The sequence below is a fragment of the Arthrobacter ramosus genome (assembly GCF_039535095.1).
In the GTDB taxonomy this organism is placed as follows: Bacteria; Actinomycetota; Actinomycetes; order Actinomycetales; family Micrococcaceae; genus Arthrobacter; species Arthrobacter ramosus.
The window spans coordinates 4,453,257-4,469,434 of record NZ_BAAAWN010000001.1 but is presented as its reverse complement, the minus strand read 5'-3'; the positions used below and the strand labels follow the sequence as shown (position 1 = coordinate 4,469,434).

Sequence of the window (16,178 nt, the reverse complement as noted above, 5' to 3'; positions counted from 1 at the left end):
CAAAGGAGCATTCCATGGTGCGCGAACTTTCCCACTACATTGACGGCCAAAGAGTCGACGGGACCTCTCCACGATTCAGCGACGTCTACAATCCCTGCACCGGCGAGGTTCAGGCACGCCTTCCCCTGGCCAGTGCTGACGAGGTCAGGAACGCCATTGCGAGCGCGGAGAAAGGCCAGCTCGAATGGGGCGCCATGAACCCGCAGCGCCGCGGCCGGATCCTGCTGAAGTTCGTCGACCTGGTCAACGAACACATGGACGAACTCGCTACGCTCCTTTCCTCCGAGCACGGCAAGACCTTCCCCGATGCCAAAGGTGACATCCAGCGTGGCATCGAGGTGGTGGAGTTCGCCGCCGGTGCCCCGCACCTGCTCAAGGGTGAATTCTCGGACAACGCCGGCACGGGCATCGACGTCCACTCACTGCGCCAGCCCCTTGGGGTCGTCGCGGGCATTACGCCCTTCAACTTCCCGGCCATGATTCCACTCTGGAAGTCCGGGCCCGCCCTGGCTGCCGGCAATGCCTTCATCCTCAAGCCTTCGGAGCGCGACCCGTCCGTGCCGCTGCGCCTGGCAGAACTATTCACCGAAGCGGGATTGCCGGACGGCGTCTTCAACGTCATCAACGGCGACAAGGAAGCAGTGGATACCCTCCTTGAGGATCCGCGGGTGAAGGCTATCGGCTTCGTCGGAAGCACCCCGATTGCCCAGTACATTTACGCCACGGCCGCGGCCCACGGGAAGCGCGCCCAGTGCTTCGGCGGCGCCAAGAACCACATGGTGATCATGCCCGACGCCGATCTCGACATGGCCGCGGATGCCCTCATCGGTGCCGGGTTCGGCTCCGCCGGCGAGCGTTGCATGGCGATCTCGGTGGCTGTGCCTGTTGGCCAGGAGACAGCGGACCAGCTCGTCTCCAAGCTGCAGGACCGCATCAAGGGCCTGAAGGTGGGTCCCAGCCTGGCCGCGGATTCGGATTTCGGGCCTGTAGTGGCCGCCTCGGCGAAACATCGTATCGAGGGCTACATCCAAGCGGGCGTCGACCAAGGTGCCACGCTCGTCACCGATGGACGCGACCTGAAGGTGGACGGCTACGCCGGAGGCTTCTGGGTTGGCCCGACCCTCTTCGACAACGTCACGAAGGACATGTCCATCTACAAGGAGGAGATCTTCGGCCCGGTCCTGAGCGTCCTACGCGCAGCCGACTACGAAGAAGCGCTGCGGCTCTGCTCCGAGCACGAGTTCGGCAACGGCGTGGCGATCTTCACCCGCGACGGCGACGCGGCCCGCGACTTCGCGAGCCGCGTCGAAGTAGGCATGGTTGGCATCAACGTTCCGATTCCCGTCCCGATTGCCTACTACACCTTCGGCGGCTGGAAGGCCTCGGGCTTTGGCGACCTCAACCAGCACGGCGCTGACGCCTTCCGCTTCTACACCAAGACCAAGACGGTCACCACCCGCTGGCCTTCGGGCATCCGTCAGGGCGCCAGCTTCGTGATGCCGGCCGGCAGCTAATGGCCGAGGTTCTCTTCGAGAAGCGCGGCCACCTCGGCGTCATCACGCTGAACCGGCCCCAGGCCGTCAACGCACTCACCGCCGGGATGGTGCACGCCATGCTGGAGCAACTCACCGCTTGGGCGGACGACGACGCCGTCAAGACGGTTTTGGTACGCGGCGCCGGGGACCGGGGACTCTGCGCGGGCGGGGACATCGTGGCGATCTACGACGACATCCTGCGCCACGGGGGCCGGACCGCGGATTTCTGGGCTGCGGAATACCGCTTGAACTCGCTCATTGCCCGGTACCCGAAGCCTTACGTGGCCTTCATGGACGGGCTGGTCCTGGGCGGCGGCGTCGGGATCTCCGCCCATGGCTCAGTCCGCGTGGTCACCGAGCGGACCCGTACGGGCATGCCGGAAACCACCATTGGTTTTGTGCCCGACGTCGGCGGGACCCTTTTGTTGTCCCGCTCACCGGGCGAGTCTGGTACCCACGCAGCCCTCACGGGCGCCCACTTGAGCGGGGCCGACGCCCTGTTCCTGGGGCTTGCGGACCACTTCGTGCCGTCCGAAAGCCTGCCCGAGCTCGCGGAAGCGCTGGAAAGCTCGACGGCGGAGGCCGCCGTCGGGCGCTTTGTTCAGGAACCGCCAGCCTCGGCACTGTCCGGCCAGCGCGAGTGGATTGATGACGCCTATGCTTCCGACGACGCCGAGGAAATTGTCGCCGGGCTGCGCGCCGCCGGCGGGGAAGCCGCTGCAGCCGCGGTCACGATCGAGGCGAAGTCGCCTACAGCCGTGAAAGTCACCTTGGAATCGTTGCGGCGCGTCCGGGGGCTTTCCCTTGAAGAGGCCTTGGAACAGGAATACCGTGTTGGCGTGCGGTGCCTGGCTGGCCCGGATTTCCGCGAGGGGATCCGCGCCCAAGTGGTGGACAAGGACCGCAACCCACAATGGAAGCCAGCTTCCCTGGCGGAGGTGTCGCCGGCCGCCGTCGAGGGCTTCTTCGCGTCGCTTGGCGAGCGTGAACTCAAACTTCATTCAAAGGAGTCCGACCATGTCTGACGCAGTTTCCGGCACCATCGCTTTCCTCGGCCTTGGCCACATGGGCGGCCCCATGGCCGTGAACCTTGTCAAAGCGGGTCATCAAGTGGTCGCGTACGATCCCGTGCCGGCAGCACTCGAGGCAGCCCGTGAACACGGCATTGCCACGGTGGATTCCGCTCCGGAGGCCGTTGCGGGGGCATCCGTTGTCCTGACCATGCTGCCCAGCGGCAAGCACGTCCTTGACGCTTACCGGGGAGTTGACGGAGCGCCGGGCCTGCTCTCCGTGGCTGCGCCGGACACACTGTTCCTGGACTGCTCCACCATCAACGTCGACGAGGCCCGCGAGGCCGCTGCCATTGCCTTGGAGGCCGGCCACCGCTCCGTGGACGCGCCCGTTTCCGGCGGTGTGGTGGGTGCCGAAGCCGGAACCCTGACCTTCATGGTGGGGGCGTTGCCCGAGGACTTCGAAACGGTGAAGCCGATCCTGGAACTCATGGGCCGGAGGATCGTGCACTGCGGTGACCACGGAGCCGGGCAAGCCGCCAAGGTCTGCAACAACATGATCCTGGGCGTTTCCATGATTGCCGTCAGCGAGGCGTTCGTCCTGGGCGAGAAGCTGGGCCTGACGCACCAAGCGCTGTTCGATGTCGCTTCCAACGCCTCGGGGCAGTGCTGGGCGCTGACCACCAATTGCCCGGTTCCGGGACCGGTCCCCACGAGCCCGGCCAACCGCGACTACCAACCCGGATTCGCCGGAGCGCTTATGGCGAAGGACCTGCGTCTTGCGGTCAACGCGCTTGAGAGCACCGGAGTCGACGGGAAAATGGGGCATTTGGCATCGCAGATTTACGACGCTTTCGCAGCCGAAGGCGGAGCCGGGCGCGACTTCTCCGGCGTCATCACGGACATCCGGGACAAGTCCGCCAAGTAGCCTTGGCGGGTAGTTCATTTACGACAAAAGGGGCACGGCTTGGCGCAGCAGTATGAAAACATCCTGGTGGAACTCCGTGGACGGGTGGGCTTGGTGACGCTGAACCGGCCCAAGGCGCTCAATGCGTTGAACCAGGCCACCATGAATGAGATCGTGGCCGCCGTGTCGGACATGGATGCGGACCCCGCGGTGGGGGCCGTGGTGATCACCGGCTCGGAGAAGGCCTTCGCGGCCGGCGCCGACATCAAGGAGATGGCATCCAAGGGGTACATGGACATGTATGCCGCCGACTGGTTCCGCGCCTGGGAAAACCTCACTCGCCTGCGCATTCCCGTAATTGCCGCGGTGTCCGGCTATGCCCTCGGTGGGGGCTGCGAACTTGCCATGATGTGCGATTTCATCATTGCCGGGGACAACGCCAAGTTCGGCCAACCGGAAATCAACCTCGGTGTCATTCCCGGGATGGGCGGCTCGCAACGGTTGACCCATGCCGTGGGCAAGGCCAAAGCAATGGACATGATCCTCACCGGGCGGTTCATGGACGCCGCGGAAGCCGAGCGGGCAGGACTTGTTTCCCGCGTCGCCCCGGCCGATTCCGTGGTGGAGGAGGCGCTGAAGGCCGCCAAGGTGATCGCCTCCAAGTCCAAGCCGGTTGCCATGGTGGCCAAGGAAGCCGTCAACGCCGCCTTCGAAACCGGCCTGTCCCAGGGTGTTTTGTTTGAGCGTCGGATCTTCCACTCATTGTTCGCCACCGAGGACCAAAAGGAAGGCATGGCAGCGTTCACCGAAAAGCGCCAGCCGGAGTTCAAGCACCGTTAAGGCCCCCCTACGCGGGCCCGAGCTCGACCGGGAATTCCAGCGCGTGGCCGTATTGGGACCACCCGCCGGTGAAGAGTCTGCCGCGTCCGAGGCCGGCGTATTCCAGGGCCAAGAGACTGTGGCAAGCCGTTACTCCGGAGCCGCAATAGCTGATCACGTTCTCGGCCGACGAGATGCCTGCCGCGGCGAAGATGCGCAGCAACTCGGCCTTGCTGCGCAGTTTCCCGTCGGGGTCCAGGTTCTCCCTGCACGGGACGTTCCTCGCCCCGGGCACATGCCCGGGTCTGGGATCGATGGGGTCCTGCCTGCCCTCGAAGCGGTCGCGGTTGCGTGCGTCCACCGCGAGGTTTGTTTCGCTTGAGAGCTCGTGGATTTCCGCCAGGCGGTTCCTGGGCCACGGTTGTGCGGTGAAATCACCCGCGGTCCTTAGAGGATGTTCGGTTTCCAAGGGCCCTTTATAGCTGGCCAGCCCGCCATCCAGAATGGCCGAGCTGTGGCCTGTGGCGCGCAGCATCCAGACCAAGCGTGCGGCGATGACTCCGCCGGCGTCGTCGTAAGCCACCACGATGTCGTCATCGCTGATTCCCACTTCCCGCATGCCAAGGGCAAAATCATCCGGCGCGGGCAGCGGGTTTCTTCCTTCGAGGGGCGATCCCTCAGCCGAGAGCCAGCGATCCAGGTCGACAAAGACCGCCCCGGGGATGTGCCCGCCGTCGTACGCCTCCCGGCCCGAGCGCCCGTCGAGGTACCAGCGCACATCGGCCAGAACCACGCGGCGACGGTTTTGAGACAACCATTCGAGGTCGACAAAAGGTTCCACGGCTGAATTCTGCATGGCTCAATGCTATGCATGGGTCTCATTATTTGATATATGAATCTCGCAATGTGGATAGTACTCAGGGGGTGGGGTCAGTCCGTAAAGTCGCCCGCGGCCTTGCGGAAGTCTCCCAGTACGCGGATCAGGTGCTCGACGTCTTCGTTCCCGAAACCGGACTGGCCGAACACCTCGTTGTTGAGTGCCGTCGTCGCGCGCTTCGCGAGGGTGCGGCCCTCCGCGGTGAGCTCGATCAGCGTAGTGCGCCCGTCGGTGGGGTGCGGGGAGCGGACCACGAGGGCTGCCTTTTCGAGGCGGTCGACGGCGTTGGTCACCGAGGTCGGATGCACCTGGAGCAGCGCGCTGGCTTTGTTCATGGGCAACGCGCCGCTGCGGGCGAAACTCAGCAGCGCCAGGAGTTCGTAGCGCGCGAAGGTCAGGCCATACGGCTTCAGCACGCCCTCGATCCGCGCCAGCAGGATCTGCTGCGTGCGCATGATCGCGGTGATGGCCGCCATGGGCGCGGCGACTTCGCCCCAGCCGTGGCGCTCCCAGTTTCGCTGGGCGTCGGCGATGGGGTCGCGGGGGAGCGGGGTGCCCACGGTTCCTCCTGACATTGCTTGGCTGCCTATTCTTTCAGACTCGGGAACTCGTCCTCGGTGTACTCGACACCCAGGCCGGCAGGCAGCGGGCCGTCGCCGTGGCGGGCCACCTCCGTGCCTCGAAGTTCGACACGCCGGATCTTGCCGGAAATCGTCTTGGGCAACTCGCCGAATTCGAGCCGACGGATGCGCTTGAACGGCGCCAGGTGCTGCCGGCAGTATCTGAGGATGTCCTCCGCCACGGCCGGACCGGGCTCGTAGCCCGCGGCGAGCACCACAAAGGCTTTGGGCACCGAAAGCTTGACCGGATCCGGAGAGGGCACGACAGCGGCCTCCGCCACTGCGGGATGTTCGATCAGAACGCTTTCGAGTTCGAAAGGGGACAGGCGGTAGTCGGAGGATTTGAAGACATCGTCGCCGCGGCCCACGTAGGTAATGACGCCGTTCTCGTCCCGGCTGGCCATGTCGCCCGTGTGGTAATAGCCGTCGCGGAAAGCCTCGGCCGTCTTTTCCGGGTCGCCGAAGTAGGACTTCATGAGCCCCACGGGGCGGGGGTCCAAGCGCAAGCACAGCTCGCCGTCGTCGGCCTCTTCGCCAGTGGCAGGGTCGACGAGCACGACGTCGTAGCCCGGCAGCGGCCGTCCCATCGAGCCGGTCTTGACCGGCTGCCCGGGGGTGTTCGCGACCTGGACTGTTGACTCCGTCTGGCCGAAACCGTCGCGGATGGTCTGGCCCCAGGCCCTCTCCACTTGCCCGATCACCTCGGCGTTGAGGGGTTCGCCCGCCGAAACAACCTTGGTGGGCGGGGTTTTGAGCAGGGTCAGGTCCGCCTGGATGAGCATGCGCCAAACGGTCGGCGGGGCGCAGAAACTCGTGACCCCTTCGCGGCCCATCTGTTCCATGAGGGCCTTGGCATCGAAGCGATCGTAGTTGTAGACGAAGACGCAGGCCTCGGCGATCCAGGGCGTGAAAACGTTGGACCACGCGTGCTTGGCCCAGCCGGGGGAAGCGACATTGAGATGGACGTCTCCGGGTTCCAGCCCGATCCAGTACATCGTGGAGAGGTGCCCCACGGGGTACGAGGTGTGGGTGTGCTCCACCAGCTTGGCGCGTGACGTGGTGCCCGAGGTGAAGTAGAGGAGCATGGTTTCGTCGGCGGCGGTCGGGGCATCCGGGACGAACACGGTCTCCGCGGAAGCCGACTCGGCGTACTGGAGGGCCCTGGTGGTCTGGGTGCCGGCCGGGCCGCCGTCGCCCACTTCAATGAGGGTGTAGTCGCCCGGCACCTCGGCGAACTTGGCGATGTTGGCGCTCCCGACGGCGGCCCAGTGGGCGCCGCCCCGCTCCACTCGATCCGCAATGTCGCGCGGACCCATGAGGGTGGTTGTCGGGATCAGTACCACGCCGAGTTTGATCCCGGCGAGCATGAGTTCCCACAGTTCCACTTGGTTGCCGAGCATGATGATCATGCGGTCGCCGCGGTGGACGCCCTTGCTGCGGAGCCAGTTGGCGAGCTGCGAGGATCGCGCGGAGAGCTCGGCGAAGCTGCGGCGGGTGGAGCTGCCGTCCTGCTCGACGATGACGAGCGCGGGGTTGTTGGCCTTGGCGGGATCTGCTGCGATCTGGTCGAACCAGTCGAGGGCGAAGTTGAACTCGCTGAAGCGGGGCCACTGGAAGTCGCTGTGTGCCTTGGAGTAGTCAGTGCGCAGCTCAAGGAGCCGGTCGCGGGCTGCACGGAAGTCGTCGGTGACTGTCATTGTCTGCCTTTCGCCCTGCGTGAATGGGTAAGCGCGGACCGGGAACCAGCTGGCCGTGTGATCCGCCTCACCTGCAATATACTAGGACATCCAAGCGTTTGGAAGAGGCAGTGCCGCGCGCGGGTGCGTCCTGTCACGCCGGGCACACTTTTGCGGGGTTACGACGGCGGCGCCCCCGCCACGGCTCGGCAGGCCGCCGTCGTGCGCTGCAAAAAGTCGCTCAGCGTGACGGCGGCGCCCTGGTTCAGGAGGCTACTTCCACCAGGTGTCGAAAATCGTTACCGGAACAGTGCGCTTGTGCCGCGTGCGCAGGTACTTCTGCTCGATGGTCTCTGCCACCTCGTCGGAGACTTCGCGGCCTTCGAGGTAGTCGTCGATCTGGTCGTACTTGATGCCGAGCTCGTCCTCGTCGGTGCGGCCGGGCTTGCCGTCCAGGAGGTCGGCCGTGGGGACCTTGTCCCAAATGCGGGACGGGGCGCCCAGCTCCGCGAGGAGTGCACGGTTCTGCCGCTTGTTGAGGCCGAAGAGCGGCAGGATGTCCGCGCCGCCGTCGCCGAACTTGGTGAAGAATCCGGTGACGGATTCGGCGCCGTGGTCCGTGCCGATCACCAGGTAGTTGTGCTCGCCGGCCAGGGCGTACTGGGCGGTCATGCGGGCCCGGGCCTTGGTGTTGCCCTTGTGGAAATCCGAGATGCGCGCGCCCGTGGTCTTTTCGAACTCATCCTCGAAACCGTCCACTGCGCGGGAGATATTGAATGTCCACTCGGTCTTGGCTTGGATAAAGTCCAGCGCGGCCTGGGCGTCGTCCTCATCGTGCTGGGTGCCGTAGGGGAGCCGGACCGCGACGAAATTCGCCTCGACGCCCTCGGCCTCAAGCTCTTCGACCGCCAGCTGGGCAAGCCGCCCGGCGAGGGAGGAGTCCAATCCGCCGGAAATGCCCAGGACAAAGCCCTTGGTGTGCGTGGCCTTGAGATATTCCTTCAGGAACGTGACGCGTTTACGGACCTCCTCGGCAGGGTCGATCCGGGGCTGGACGCCCATTTCCGCAATGATCGTGGCCTGAAGTGTGCGCATGTCCCCAACACTAGTAACCAGCACTTGAAACACTCAACTGTGTCACTTCCCGTGTTGTAGCCCGGAGCGCCGGTACCCACCCAACTGACTGGCAGTAGATGTCGTTTTGAGGGCCCAAAACGACATCTATTGCGAGCTAGTTGGGAGGCCCGGGCAGCGACTTAGCGTACCGGCGCGGCCCCCGTCGATCCCCGGACCGTGAGGTGCGTGGGCATGACTGCCAAGCGCCGGCTGGTGCCGCCGTACTGGGGATTCAACCTCGAAAGCAGCATGGAGACGGCAACGCGCCCAGCTTGTTCAATGGGAGACGCCATGGTGGTCAGTGGAGGGTTGCAGAAATCGGCTCCGAAAATGTCGTCGCAACCCACAATGCTCATATCATCGGGCACGCGAATACCGCGTTCGCGCAGCCGTTGCAGCATCCCGATGGCCAGCAGGTCATTGAAGACGATACATGCCGTTGCCCCCGTGTGCGCTGCGGCGTCCGCTGCAGCCGCGCCGGATGTGGTCTTGGGAGCGAACGGCCCCACGCTAAATGTGGTCAGCTTCCGTTTGGCCGTTTCGTCCTGAAACGCCTGCCACCGCTTGGCGTTGGACCAGGAGGTGGCCGGGCCTCCGACGAAGCAAATCCTCGTGTGCCCCAGCGAGACCAGGTGTTCCAGCGCCTGGATGATGGCCGACGGCGTATCGATCACCACAGCGGGTGCAATTGCCGGGGCCCGGTTGATGGTGACCAAGGGCTGCTGTGCCGCTGCCTCGGCCAGCTGTGCATCCGTCAGGCGGGACGCGGCAAGGATGAATCCGTCGGCTGAGCGGCGCATTTTCTGCAGGGCATCGGCCTCCATTTCCGCTGATTCCTCGGTGTCTACGAGCAGTTGCGTGTAGCCGGCGGCCTTGAGTTGGTGCTGCGCCCCGCGGATGATGTCGAAGAAGAACGGATTGGTGATGTCCGGAACCAGGACCGCAATGGTCTGGGTGCGTCCGGAACTGAGCCCGCGGGCCTGGGAGCTTGGTATGTAGTTCAATTGCGCGGCTGCTTCTTCGATCCGCTCGCGTGTCACATGGTTAACTCTGCCGGGATTGCTCAGGGCCCTCGAAACTGTTGACGTTGCCACTCCCGCAAGCTCTGCGACATCACGGATAGTGGGCTGCCTGCCCGGTGACTGGAGCTGGAGTTCTGCCATGGTCTGGGTGTTCCTCATCTGCCGCAGCCGCTCAACAATGAGTGACTTGTTCCACAATTGCAGCACCGATGACAATTTTTGGCAATCGCTTGTCATCCCTGTTGCGCATGCCTAGACTCGGAGAAATCACCCGATGTGACGCGCACCACGCCAATGAGGCCATCGGGCTCCAGGGAGGAAAACAATGAAGTTTGCATCGTCCGCCAAATTTGCTGCTGTTGTCGTAACAGCAGCCCTGGCTTTGACCGCCTGCGGAGGTAGCAGCAGTTCGGGGGGAGCGCTGGACCCGTTGACGGAAAGGGCAAGAAGCTGAGTGTCCTGGTCAACTCCAACGCAAACTATCCAGCACAGCAGAAGCAGTGGTTCACGGATATTGCCGCCAAGTTCAAGGCACAGACCGGTGCCGACGTCGAATTCGAAACGTTCGCGTCGGGAAATGACGAACTCACACGGATCCAGACCTCCGTGGTGTCGGGTCAAGGCCCGGACGTCTACAGTCTCGGTACCACCTTCACCCCCACGGCCTATGCAACCAAGGCCTTCGTGACGTTGTCCGACGACGACTGGAAAAAGGTGGGCGGCAAGGACCGGTTCAACCAGGCAGCCCTGGGCATCTCCGGCCCGGACGCACAGCACCAAGCGGGCATTCCGTTTGTCAGCCGGCCGTTCGTGATGGCCTACAACAAGGACATCCTGAAGGCGGCCGGGATCGATAAGCCGGCCACCAGCTGGGACGAGCTCGCAGCCCAGGCCAAGAAGATGACCGACCCGGCCACCGGAACCTTTGGGCTCGCTACCGGGTACAAGGACAACTTTGATCCGTGGAAATTCATCTGGGCTATGTCCGTCCAGGCAGGTAACCCGCTGGTGGACGGCAAGACACTCAAGCTCGACGACCCGACGGTCAAGAAGGCCTACGAAACGTACTTCGGATGGCTCACCAAAGACAAAGTTGTCGATCCGGCCTCTGTTGGCTGGAGCAACAGCAACGCCCTGGCGGCATTCGCGAGCGGCAAGGCCGGCTATCTGATGATGACGACGTCGAGCTCCGTCCCGACGCTCGAGAAGTCCGTTGTTGCCGGCAAGTATGCCTACGCAACCATGCCGACGACGGCCCCGGGCCAGACGTCTCCGCAGGGCGACGCTGCGAACGCCGCCAGCATCCTCTCCGGTGACAATGTGGTTGTTGCCGATTACTCGAAGCAAAAGGACCTGGCCTTCGCTTACATCAACCTCATCACGTCCAAGGACGAGCAGCTGAACTACCAGAAAATCTTCGGAGATCTGCCCGCCAACGCCGAGGCGCTGAAGTCTCTGAATAACCCGATACTCCAACCGGTTGCCGATACTGCCGCCAAGTCCAAGGCAACGCCCTTCACCGGCGCTTGGGGCGACATTCAGTTGGCCCTCGTCAACGTAGTGGTCCAGTCGATCCCGGACCTTTCCAAGGGTTCCGTGGACGATTCGAGCCTGCAGGGCCGCCTCAAAGACGCACAATCCAAGGGCCAGGCCTCACTTGACCGGGCCTCGAAGTAAGTAGGAACTGACATGTCCACCGATTCATTGACTGCGGGCAAGTCCACGCGCCGCAGGTCGTCCCGCGCTGCCAAGCCGGACCCGCAGTCGCCAGGCAACACGCCTCGGCGCCGCAAGGGGCTGAGCGAGCGCAACCGGCCCTTGTGGATGTTGATTCCAGGCGGCCTGCTGATGGTGATCATCATCGTGGTGCCGCTCCTGCTCGGCGTCTTCATGTCTGGGCTGGACCTGGACCAGTATTCGCTGCGCCAGTGGGTCAGCGCTCCGTTCATCGGAGTCCAGAACTTCGTCGAAGCGCTGACCGCATCGCCCTTGCTGCACGCCATCTGGCTCAGCGTCAGCTACTCGCTGCTCGCCATGGTGGTCACCATCCCGCTCGGCATCGCCGGCGCCGTCGCGACCCAGAACGCGTTCAAGGGCCGCGCGGTGATCCGCTCCATTTTCCTGATCCCCTACGTGCTTCCGTCCTTCGTGGTGGCCACGGTCTGGCGGACCATGTTCCAGCCGGGCAGCGTCATCGACTCGGCGCTGCATTCTGTGGGTATCGACCCCGGACTCTGGCTCAACGGGCCCCAGTCTTACTGGACGCTGATCCTGGTCCAGATCTGGGCATCGTGGCCGTTTGTCTACCTGCTGGCGTTGTCCGGGCTGCAGTCCGTGGACCACGAAGTCCACGAAGCCTCGGCTCTTGACGGTGCCCTGTGGTGGAACAAGCTCCGCTATGTGGTCTTCCCGTATCTCAAGGGTCCGCTCGCCTTGGCGTTCCTGATCGGCATGCTGCACCACATCAACAACTTCACCTTGCCGTTCGTCCTGTTCGGGGTACCTGCTCCGTCCGATGTGGAGCTGCTCCCGATCCTCACCTACGTCACGAGCTTCCAGAGCTTCAGGTTCGGGCTCAGCGCGGCCATGGCGTTCATTTCGCTGATCCTGATCGCGATCCCCTTGTTCGTCTATCTGCGGGCCGTCAAACTCGACGACGCCGAAACTCCCGGAGGCAAAAAGTGAGCACCGCAACTACCGCCGTCGGACGCCAATCGAGCGAAAACTTCCGCCCGGGCTCCAAACGCCAGCACGAAGTCACCAAGCTCCTGCCAGGCCCGATGCTCGCCATCATCCTGACGGTGTTGTGTGCCCTGGTGCTGATTCCGGTCGTTTACATCTTCCTCGCGTCCGTGAACTCGGACATCGGCGTGGCCCGGGGCGAGTTCTTCCCGTCCAGCTTCTCCTTTGAGAACTACTCGACGATCTGGACGAGCGTTGGACTGGCCACTGGCCTGGCCAACAGCGTGCTCGTTGCCGGGTCCACCGCCGTGGTTTCCGCGCTGATGTCGATCGCCACTGCCTACGTCCTGGTCCGCTACCAGTTCCGTGGGCGCTTGACGATCCTTCGCGGGCTGTTGGCGCTGCAGTCGGTTCCCGGTACCCTCATGGTGCTTCCGGTCTTCGTGCTGTTCTCCTCGTCCGCCAGCTACTTGGGCATCCAGATCATTGGTACGCAGTGGGGCTTGTTCGTGACGTACCTGACGTTCGCGATGCCGTTCTCCACCTGGGTGATGGTCACCTATCTGCGCGGCCTGCCGCGGGAACTCGAAGAGGCGGCAAGGATCGACGGCGCCAGCAACCTGGGCGTGCTGGTGCGGATCATCCTCCCACTGAGCTGGCCCGGCGTCGTCGTTTCCGGTATTTTCGCCTTCCTGCTCGGCTGGAACGACGTCCTGTTCGCCTCGGTCATGACGCGGCCCGAAAGCCAGACGGCCGCCGTCGCGCTCCAGGTCTTCGGTGCCTCGCAAGAGGGCGGCGCGATTCCCTTCTACGGCCAGATGATGGCGGCTTCACTTGTGTGTGCCGCCCCGGTGGTCATCCTGTACCTGATTTTCCAGCGTTACCTAGTGGGCGGCCTGACCGCCGGAGGAGTCAAGTAACTATGAGCACGCCAGCTGTTGAATGGGAGCTCTCGGGCTTCGGCGACGAGATCGACGACGACCCCAAGATCCAGATTGCCGTGATGCAGGCATTGGGGGCCAACCACATTGAGGTCCGCAGCGCCTGGGGAACCAACATCGTGGATCTGGATGAAGCGCAGCTTCGTGAACTGAAGTCCTTGCTGGATGCCGCGGACATGAAGGTTTCCGCGATCGCCTCGCCGATCGGGAAAGTGGACGTTTCCCTTCCCGTCGAGCACGAGGTGGAACGGCTCCGCCGGGCAGTCAACGCCGCGCAGGTCCTGGAATCCCGCTACATCCGGATCTTCTCCTTCTACTACGGCGAGGACGTCGCGGTGGAGAGCATCCGGGAGGCGGTCATCGAACGCATGCGTGCCCTCGCGGACGTCGCGGAAGAGGCCGGCGTCGTACTTCTGCACGAAAACGAGAAGGACATCTACGGGGATATCCCCGAACGGGTTTTAGACATCATCGAAACCGTTGGCTCTCCCGCACTCAAAGTCGCTTGGGATGCAGCCAACTTCGTCCAGGTGGGAGTCAAGCCTTTCGACGACGGCTACGCCAAGCTCCGCCCGCACCTTGAATACCTGCAGGTGAAGGATGCCTTGTTCTCGAACGCCACCGTGGTCCCGGCCGGCGAGGGCGACGGCGATGTCCTCCGCACGGTTGAGGCCTTGAAGGCCGACGGGTACACCGGCTTCGCGAGCCTCGAGCCACACTTGGCCGGCGCCCATGGACTGGGAGGCTTCTCCGGCCCGACGGCGTTCGGCATTGCAGCGAGGGCTTTCGCGAAAGTCCTCAATGAAGCAGGAGTGGAGACGAAGTGAGCGAAGTCTCAAACGCTCCAGGCGCTCCCGCGGAGATCCGGGCCGCAATCGTAGGGTGCGGCGTCATCGGCCGCACCCACTCGGCCGCGGTCCGCGAATTCCCGGAGCTCGTCATCACAGCGCTTGTGGATGTGGTTGCCGAGGCTTCCGAGGCGCTTGCCGCCAAGATCGAAGCCCAGGGCGACCCGAAGCCGGCAGTCTTCCTGACGCTGGCCGAGGCGCTCGCCGCCGCACCGGTTGACCTGGTCATCATCGCTACGCCCAGCGGGCTGCACATCCAGCAAGCGCTGGAAGTGCTCGACGCCGGCAAACACGTCGTGATCGAAAAGCCCCTTGACGTTGACTTGAGCAAGGCGGACGAAATCCTGGCTGCGGCCAAGGCTGCCGAGGCCAAGGGCTTGGTGGCTACGGTGATCAGCCAGCACCGCTTCGATCCGGCCAGCCGCGTGGTGGACGAGGCCCGTCGAGCCGGACGCTTCGGCACACTGACCTCCGCCGTCGCCTCCGTCAGCTGGTGGCGAAGCCAGGGCTACTACGATTCGGGCGCGTGGCGCGGAACCTGGGCCATGGACGGTGGTGGGGCCATCATGAACCAGGGCGTCCACACTGTGGATCTGCTTTTGTGGTTCCTCGGCCGGCCCCTTGAGATCAGCGCCAAAACCGCGCTTCTCGCCCACGAAGGCGTCGAGGTGGAGGACACGGCCGTAGCTACCCTTACCTTCGAATCCGGCGCCCTTGCCGTGTTGCACGCGACGACGGCGGCGTACCCGGGCTTGACCGTCCGCCTCCAGGTGATGGGCAGCAAGGGTTCCGCGGTGATCGACAACGACGACCTCGCGTACTTCCACGCGTCAGACGCAGCCGATCCTTCGCAAAGCAGTGCCATGGGCATCCTCGGCGGCGGGAACCAGGCCGCCGTCGAGCTCGCCAAATACCCTGACGACACCGTCGAAGCACTGGATCCCACGGTATATCCGGCTGGACATGTCCGCCAGTACCGCGACATCATCGCGGCCATCCGGGCAGGACGCCCCGCCGGCGTTACCGTCCGGGACGCAGTGACCGCCTTGGCCACGGTGCGTGCCCTGTATGTCTCGGCAACCCTGGGCCAGCCCGTGCTGATCGCCGACGTCATAGCCGGCAAGTACAACAACGTGGAGGTCCGCACCGGTGGGGCACCTTCCCACCCGGGCACCCGCGAAGAGGTATCGGCATGAAGTTCTCCGTTTTTACCGCATCCACGCCCGAGTGGTCGCCGCAGGAAGCCGCCACCAAGCTTGCAGCCCAGGGGTGGGACGGCATCGAATGGCGCGTTACGGACCAGGCAGACGCGGCGGAACCGGGCTTCTGGGCAGGGAACCGTGCCACCTGGCCCATGACGGGCTTGGAGGATTCGATTCCGGAGATTGCCCGCCTCACCGCTGAAGCAGGGTTGGAATTCTCCGGCCTCGGCGGCTACGCCCGCTGCGACAACCACGACGACGTCGATCGTGTCCTCGCGGCGACCGCAGCCTTGGGTGCCAAGCAGGTCCGCGTGAACGTGCTGCCGCTGGGCAACTCGAACATGGGCGGCCAGGAACCCACTGGCCTGTCCTACCCGGAACTCTTTGCCGCCACCCGGGAACACTATGAGTGGATTGCTTCCCGCGCAGCACACCACGGCGTCAAAGCCCTCGTGGAACTGCATCATGGAACCGTGACGGCGTCGGCCTCATCGGCCCGGCGATTGCTGGAAGGGCTGGATCCGCAGCACGTCGGCGTTATCCATGACCTCGGCAACTTGCTGATCGAGGGCTGGGAATCACCGTTGCCGGCACTCCAGCTCCTGGGCCCCTATTTGGCGCATGTCCATGTGAAGAACGCCCGCTGGGTCCGCACCGAGGCGAAGGACGAATCGGGTGCGGCCGTGTGGGTCAACGAATGGGCTCCCTTGGCCGAGGGACAGGGAAGCGTCCTGGGCTACTTCCGGGCGCTCGCAGAAGTTGGTTACGACTCCTGGGTCACGCTGGAGGACTTTTCCACCGAGCTTCCTTTGGAGGAACGGACGGCGTCGAACTTGGCGTATGTCCGCAAGGCAGCCGCGTTGGCCGGGCTCGCCGTCGTCGACGCCTAAACACATCAGCCTAAACACAGCAGTCGCTTGCCT

The 16,178-nt window shown here is 64.2% G+C and carries 15 protein-coding genes; 10 read left to right on the top strand and 5 right to left on the bottom strand.

All coding sequences use genetic code 11. The annotated features are described in order from the left end of the window. The first annotated feature begins 14 nt into the window (after nucleotides 1–14). From ABD742_RS20575 to ABD742_RS20560, 4 genes are read left to right on the top strand one after another with little or no spacing between them, the layout of a single operon-like run. Entirely contained in the window at nucleotides 15–1,514 is a 1,500-nt protein-coding gene (locus tag ABD742_RS20575; RefSeq protein ID WP_234752725.1) for a CoA-acylating methylmalonate-semialdehyde dehydrogenase, read from the top strand. Continuing rightward, the gene (locus ABD742_RS20570) at nucleotides 1,514–2,560 is read left to right on the top strand and encodes an enoyl-CoA hydratase/isomerase family protein (protein WP_234752724.1); all 1,047 of its coding nucleotides are present in this window, start codon (nucleotides 1,514–1,516) and stop codon (nucleotides 2,558–2,560) included. Before ABD742_RS20575 ends, ABD742_RS20570 begins: the two co-directional genes overlap by 1 nt. Next, the gene (mmsB, locus tag ABD742_RS20565) at nucleotides 2,553–3,473 is read left to right on the top strand and encodes a 3-hydroxyisobutyrate dehydrogenase (RefSeq protein ID WP_234752723.1); all 921 of its coding nucleotides are present in this window, start codon (nucleotides 2,553–2,555) and stop codon (nucleotides 3,471–3,473) included. Before ABD742_RS20570 ends, mmsB begins: the two co-directional genes overlap by 8 nt. Nucleotides 3,474–3,512: 39 nt before the next feature. Beyond that, nucleotides 3,513–4,292 (top strand): enoyl-CoA hydratase, encoded by a 780-nt coding sequence (locus ABD742_RS20560; protein WP_234752722.1) that lies wholly within the window; start codon nucleotides 3,513–3,515, stop codon nucleotides 4,290–4,292. Between the two features lie 7 nt (nucleotides 4,293–4,299). Here the strand turns inward: ABD742_RS20560 and ABD742_RS20555 are convergent, their stop codons facing one another. From ABD742_RS20555 to ABD742_RS20535, 5 genes are all read right to left on the bottom strand, one after another. Then, nucleotides 4,300–5,127 (bottom strand): sulfurtransferase, encoded by an 828-nt coding sequence (locus ABD742_RS20555; RefSeq protein ID WP_234752721.1) that lies wholly within the window; start codon nucleotides 5,125–5,127, stop codon nucleotides 4,300–4,302. Between the two features lie 74 nt (nucleotides 5,128–5,201). Next, nucleotides 5,202–5,708 carry a MarR family winged helix-turn-helix transcriptional regulator gene (locus ABD742_RS20550; RefSeq protein WP_234752720.1) on the bottom strand — a complete coding sequence of 169 codons (507 nt, stop codon included), beginning with the start codon at nucleotides 5,706–5,708 and terminating at the stop codon, nucleotides 5,202–5,204. 26 nt (nucleotides 5,709–5,734) lie between these two features. Then, nucleotides 5,735–7,465 (bottom strand): AMP-binding protein, encoded by a 1,731-nt coding sequence (locus ABD742_RS20545; RefSeq protein ID WP_234752719.1) that lies wholly within the window; start codon nucleotides 7,463–7,465, stop codon nucleotides 5,735–5,737. A gap of 252 nt (nucleotides 7,466–7,717) precedes the next feature. Continuing rightward, nucleotides 7,718–8,539, bottom strand: a complete 822-nt coding sequence (gene nadE, locus ABD742_RS20540; protein WP_234752718.1) for an ammonia-dependent NAD(+) synthetase — start codon at nucleotides 8,537–8,539, stop codon at nucleotides 7,718–7,720. 161 nt (nucleotides 8,540–8,700) lie between these two features. Then, complete coding sequence (locus ABD742_RS20535; RefSeq protein ID WP_234752717.1) at nucleotides 8,701–9,723, bottom strand: LacI family DNA-binding transcriptional regulator; 1,023 nt, start codon at nucleotides 9,721–9,723, stop codon at nucleotides 8,701–8,703. A gap of 309 nt (nucleotides 9,724–10,032) precedes the next feature. Between ABD742_RS20535 and ABD742_RS20530 the strand changes: the two genes are divergently transcribed. The 6 genes from ABD742_RS20530 to ABD742_RS20505 all read left to right on the top strand — a co-directional run bounded on the left by ABD742_RS20530 (nucleotide 10,033) and on the right by ABD742_RS20505 (nucleotide 16,145). Next, the gene (locus tag ABD742_RS20530; RefSeq protein WP_344789355.1) at nucleotides 10,033–11,259 is read left to right on the top strand and encodes an ABC transporter substrate-binding protein; all 1,227 of its coding nucleotides are present in this window, start codon (nucleotides 10,033–10,035) and stop codon (nucleotides 11,257–11,259) included. A 12-nt stretch (nucleotides 11,260–11,271) separates the two neighbouring features. Next, nucleotides 11,272–12,267, top strand: a complete 996-nt coding sequence (locus ABD742_RS20525; RefSeq protein ID WP_234752715.1) for a carbohydrate ABC transporter permease — start codon at nucleotides 11,272–11,274, stop codon at nucleotides 12,265–12,267. Nucleotides 12,268–12,362: 95 nt separating this feature from the next. Beyond that, nucleotides 12,363–13,184: a carbohydrate ABC transporter permease gene (locus tag ABD742_RS20520; RefSeq protein ID WP_268819380.1), complete on the top strand. Its 822-nt coding sequence runs from the start codon at nucleotides 12,363–12,365 to the stop codon at nucleotides 13,182–13,184. Between the two features lie 2 nt (nucleotides 13,185–13,186). Beyond that, nucleotides 13,187–14,032 carry a sugar phosphate isomerase/epimerase family protein gene (locus ABD742_RS20515; protein WP_234752712.1) on the top strand — a complete coding sequence of 282 codons (846 nt, stop codon included), beginning with the start codon at nucleotides 13,187–13,189 and terminating at the stop codon, nucleotides 14,030–14,032. Next, nucleotides 14,029–15,249: a Gfo/Idh/MocA family protein gene (locus ABD742_RS20510; RefSeq protein WP_234752710.1), complete on the top strand. Its 1,221-nt coding sequence runs from the start codon at nucleotides 14,029–14,031 to the stop codon at nucleotides 15,247–15,249. Before ABD742_RS20515 ends, ABD742_RS20510 begins: the two co-directional genes overlap by 4 nt. Continuing rightward, nucleotides 15,246–16,145, top strand: coding sequence for a sugar phosphate isomerase/epimerase family protein (locus tag ABD742_RS20505; RefSeq protein ID WP_234752709.1), 900 nt, complete (start codon nucleotides 15,246–15,248; stop codon nucleotides 16,143–16,145). Before ABD742_RS20510 ends, ABD742_RS20505 begins: the two co-directional genes overlap by 4 nt. The last annotated feature ends 33 nt before the right edge of the window (nucleotides 16,146–16,178 follow it).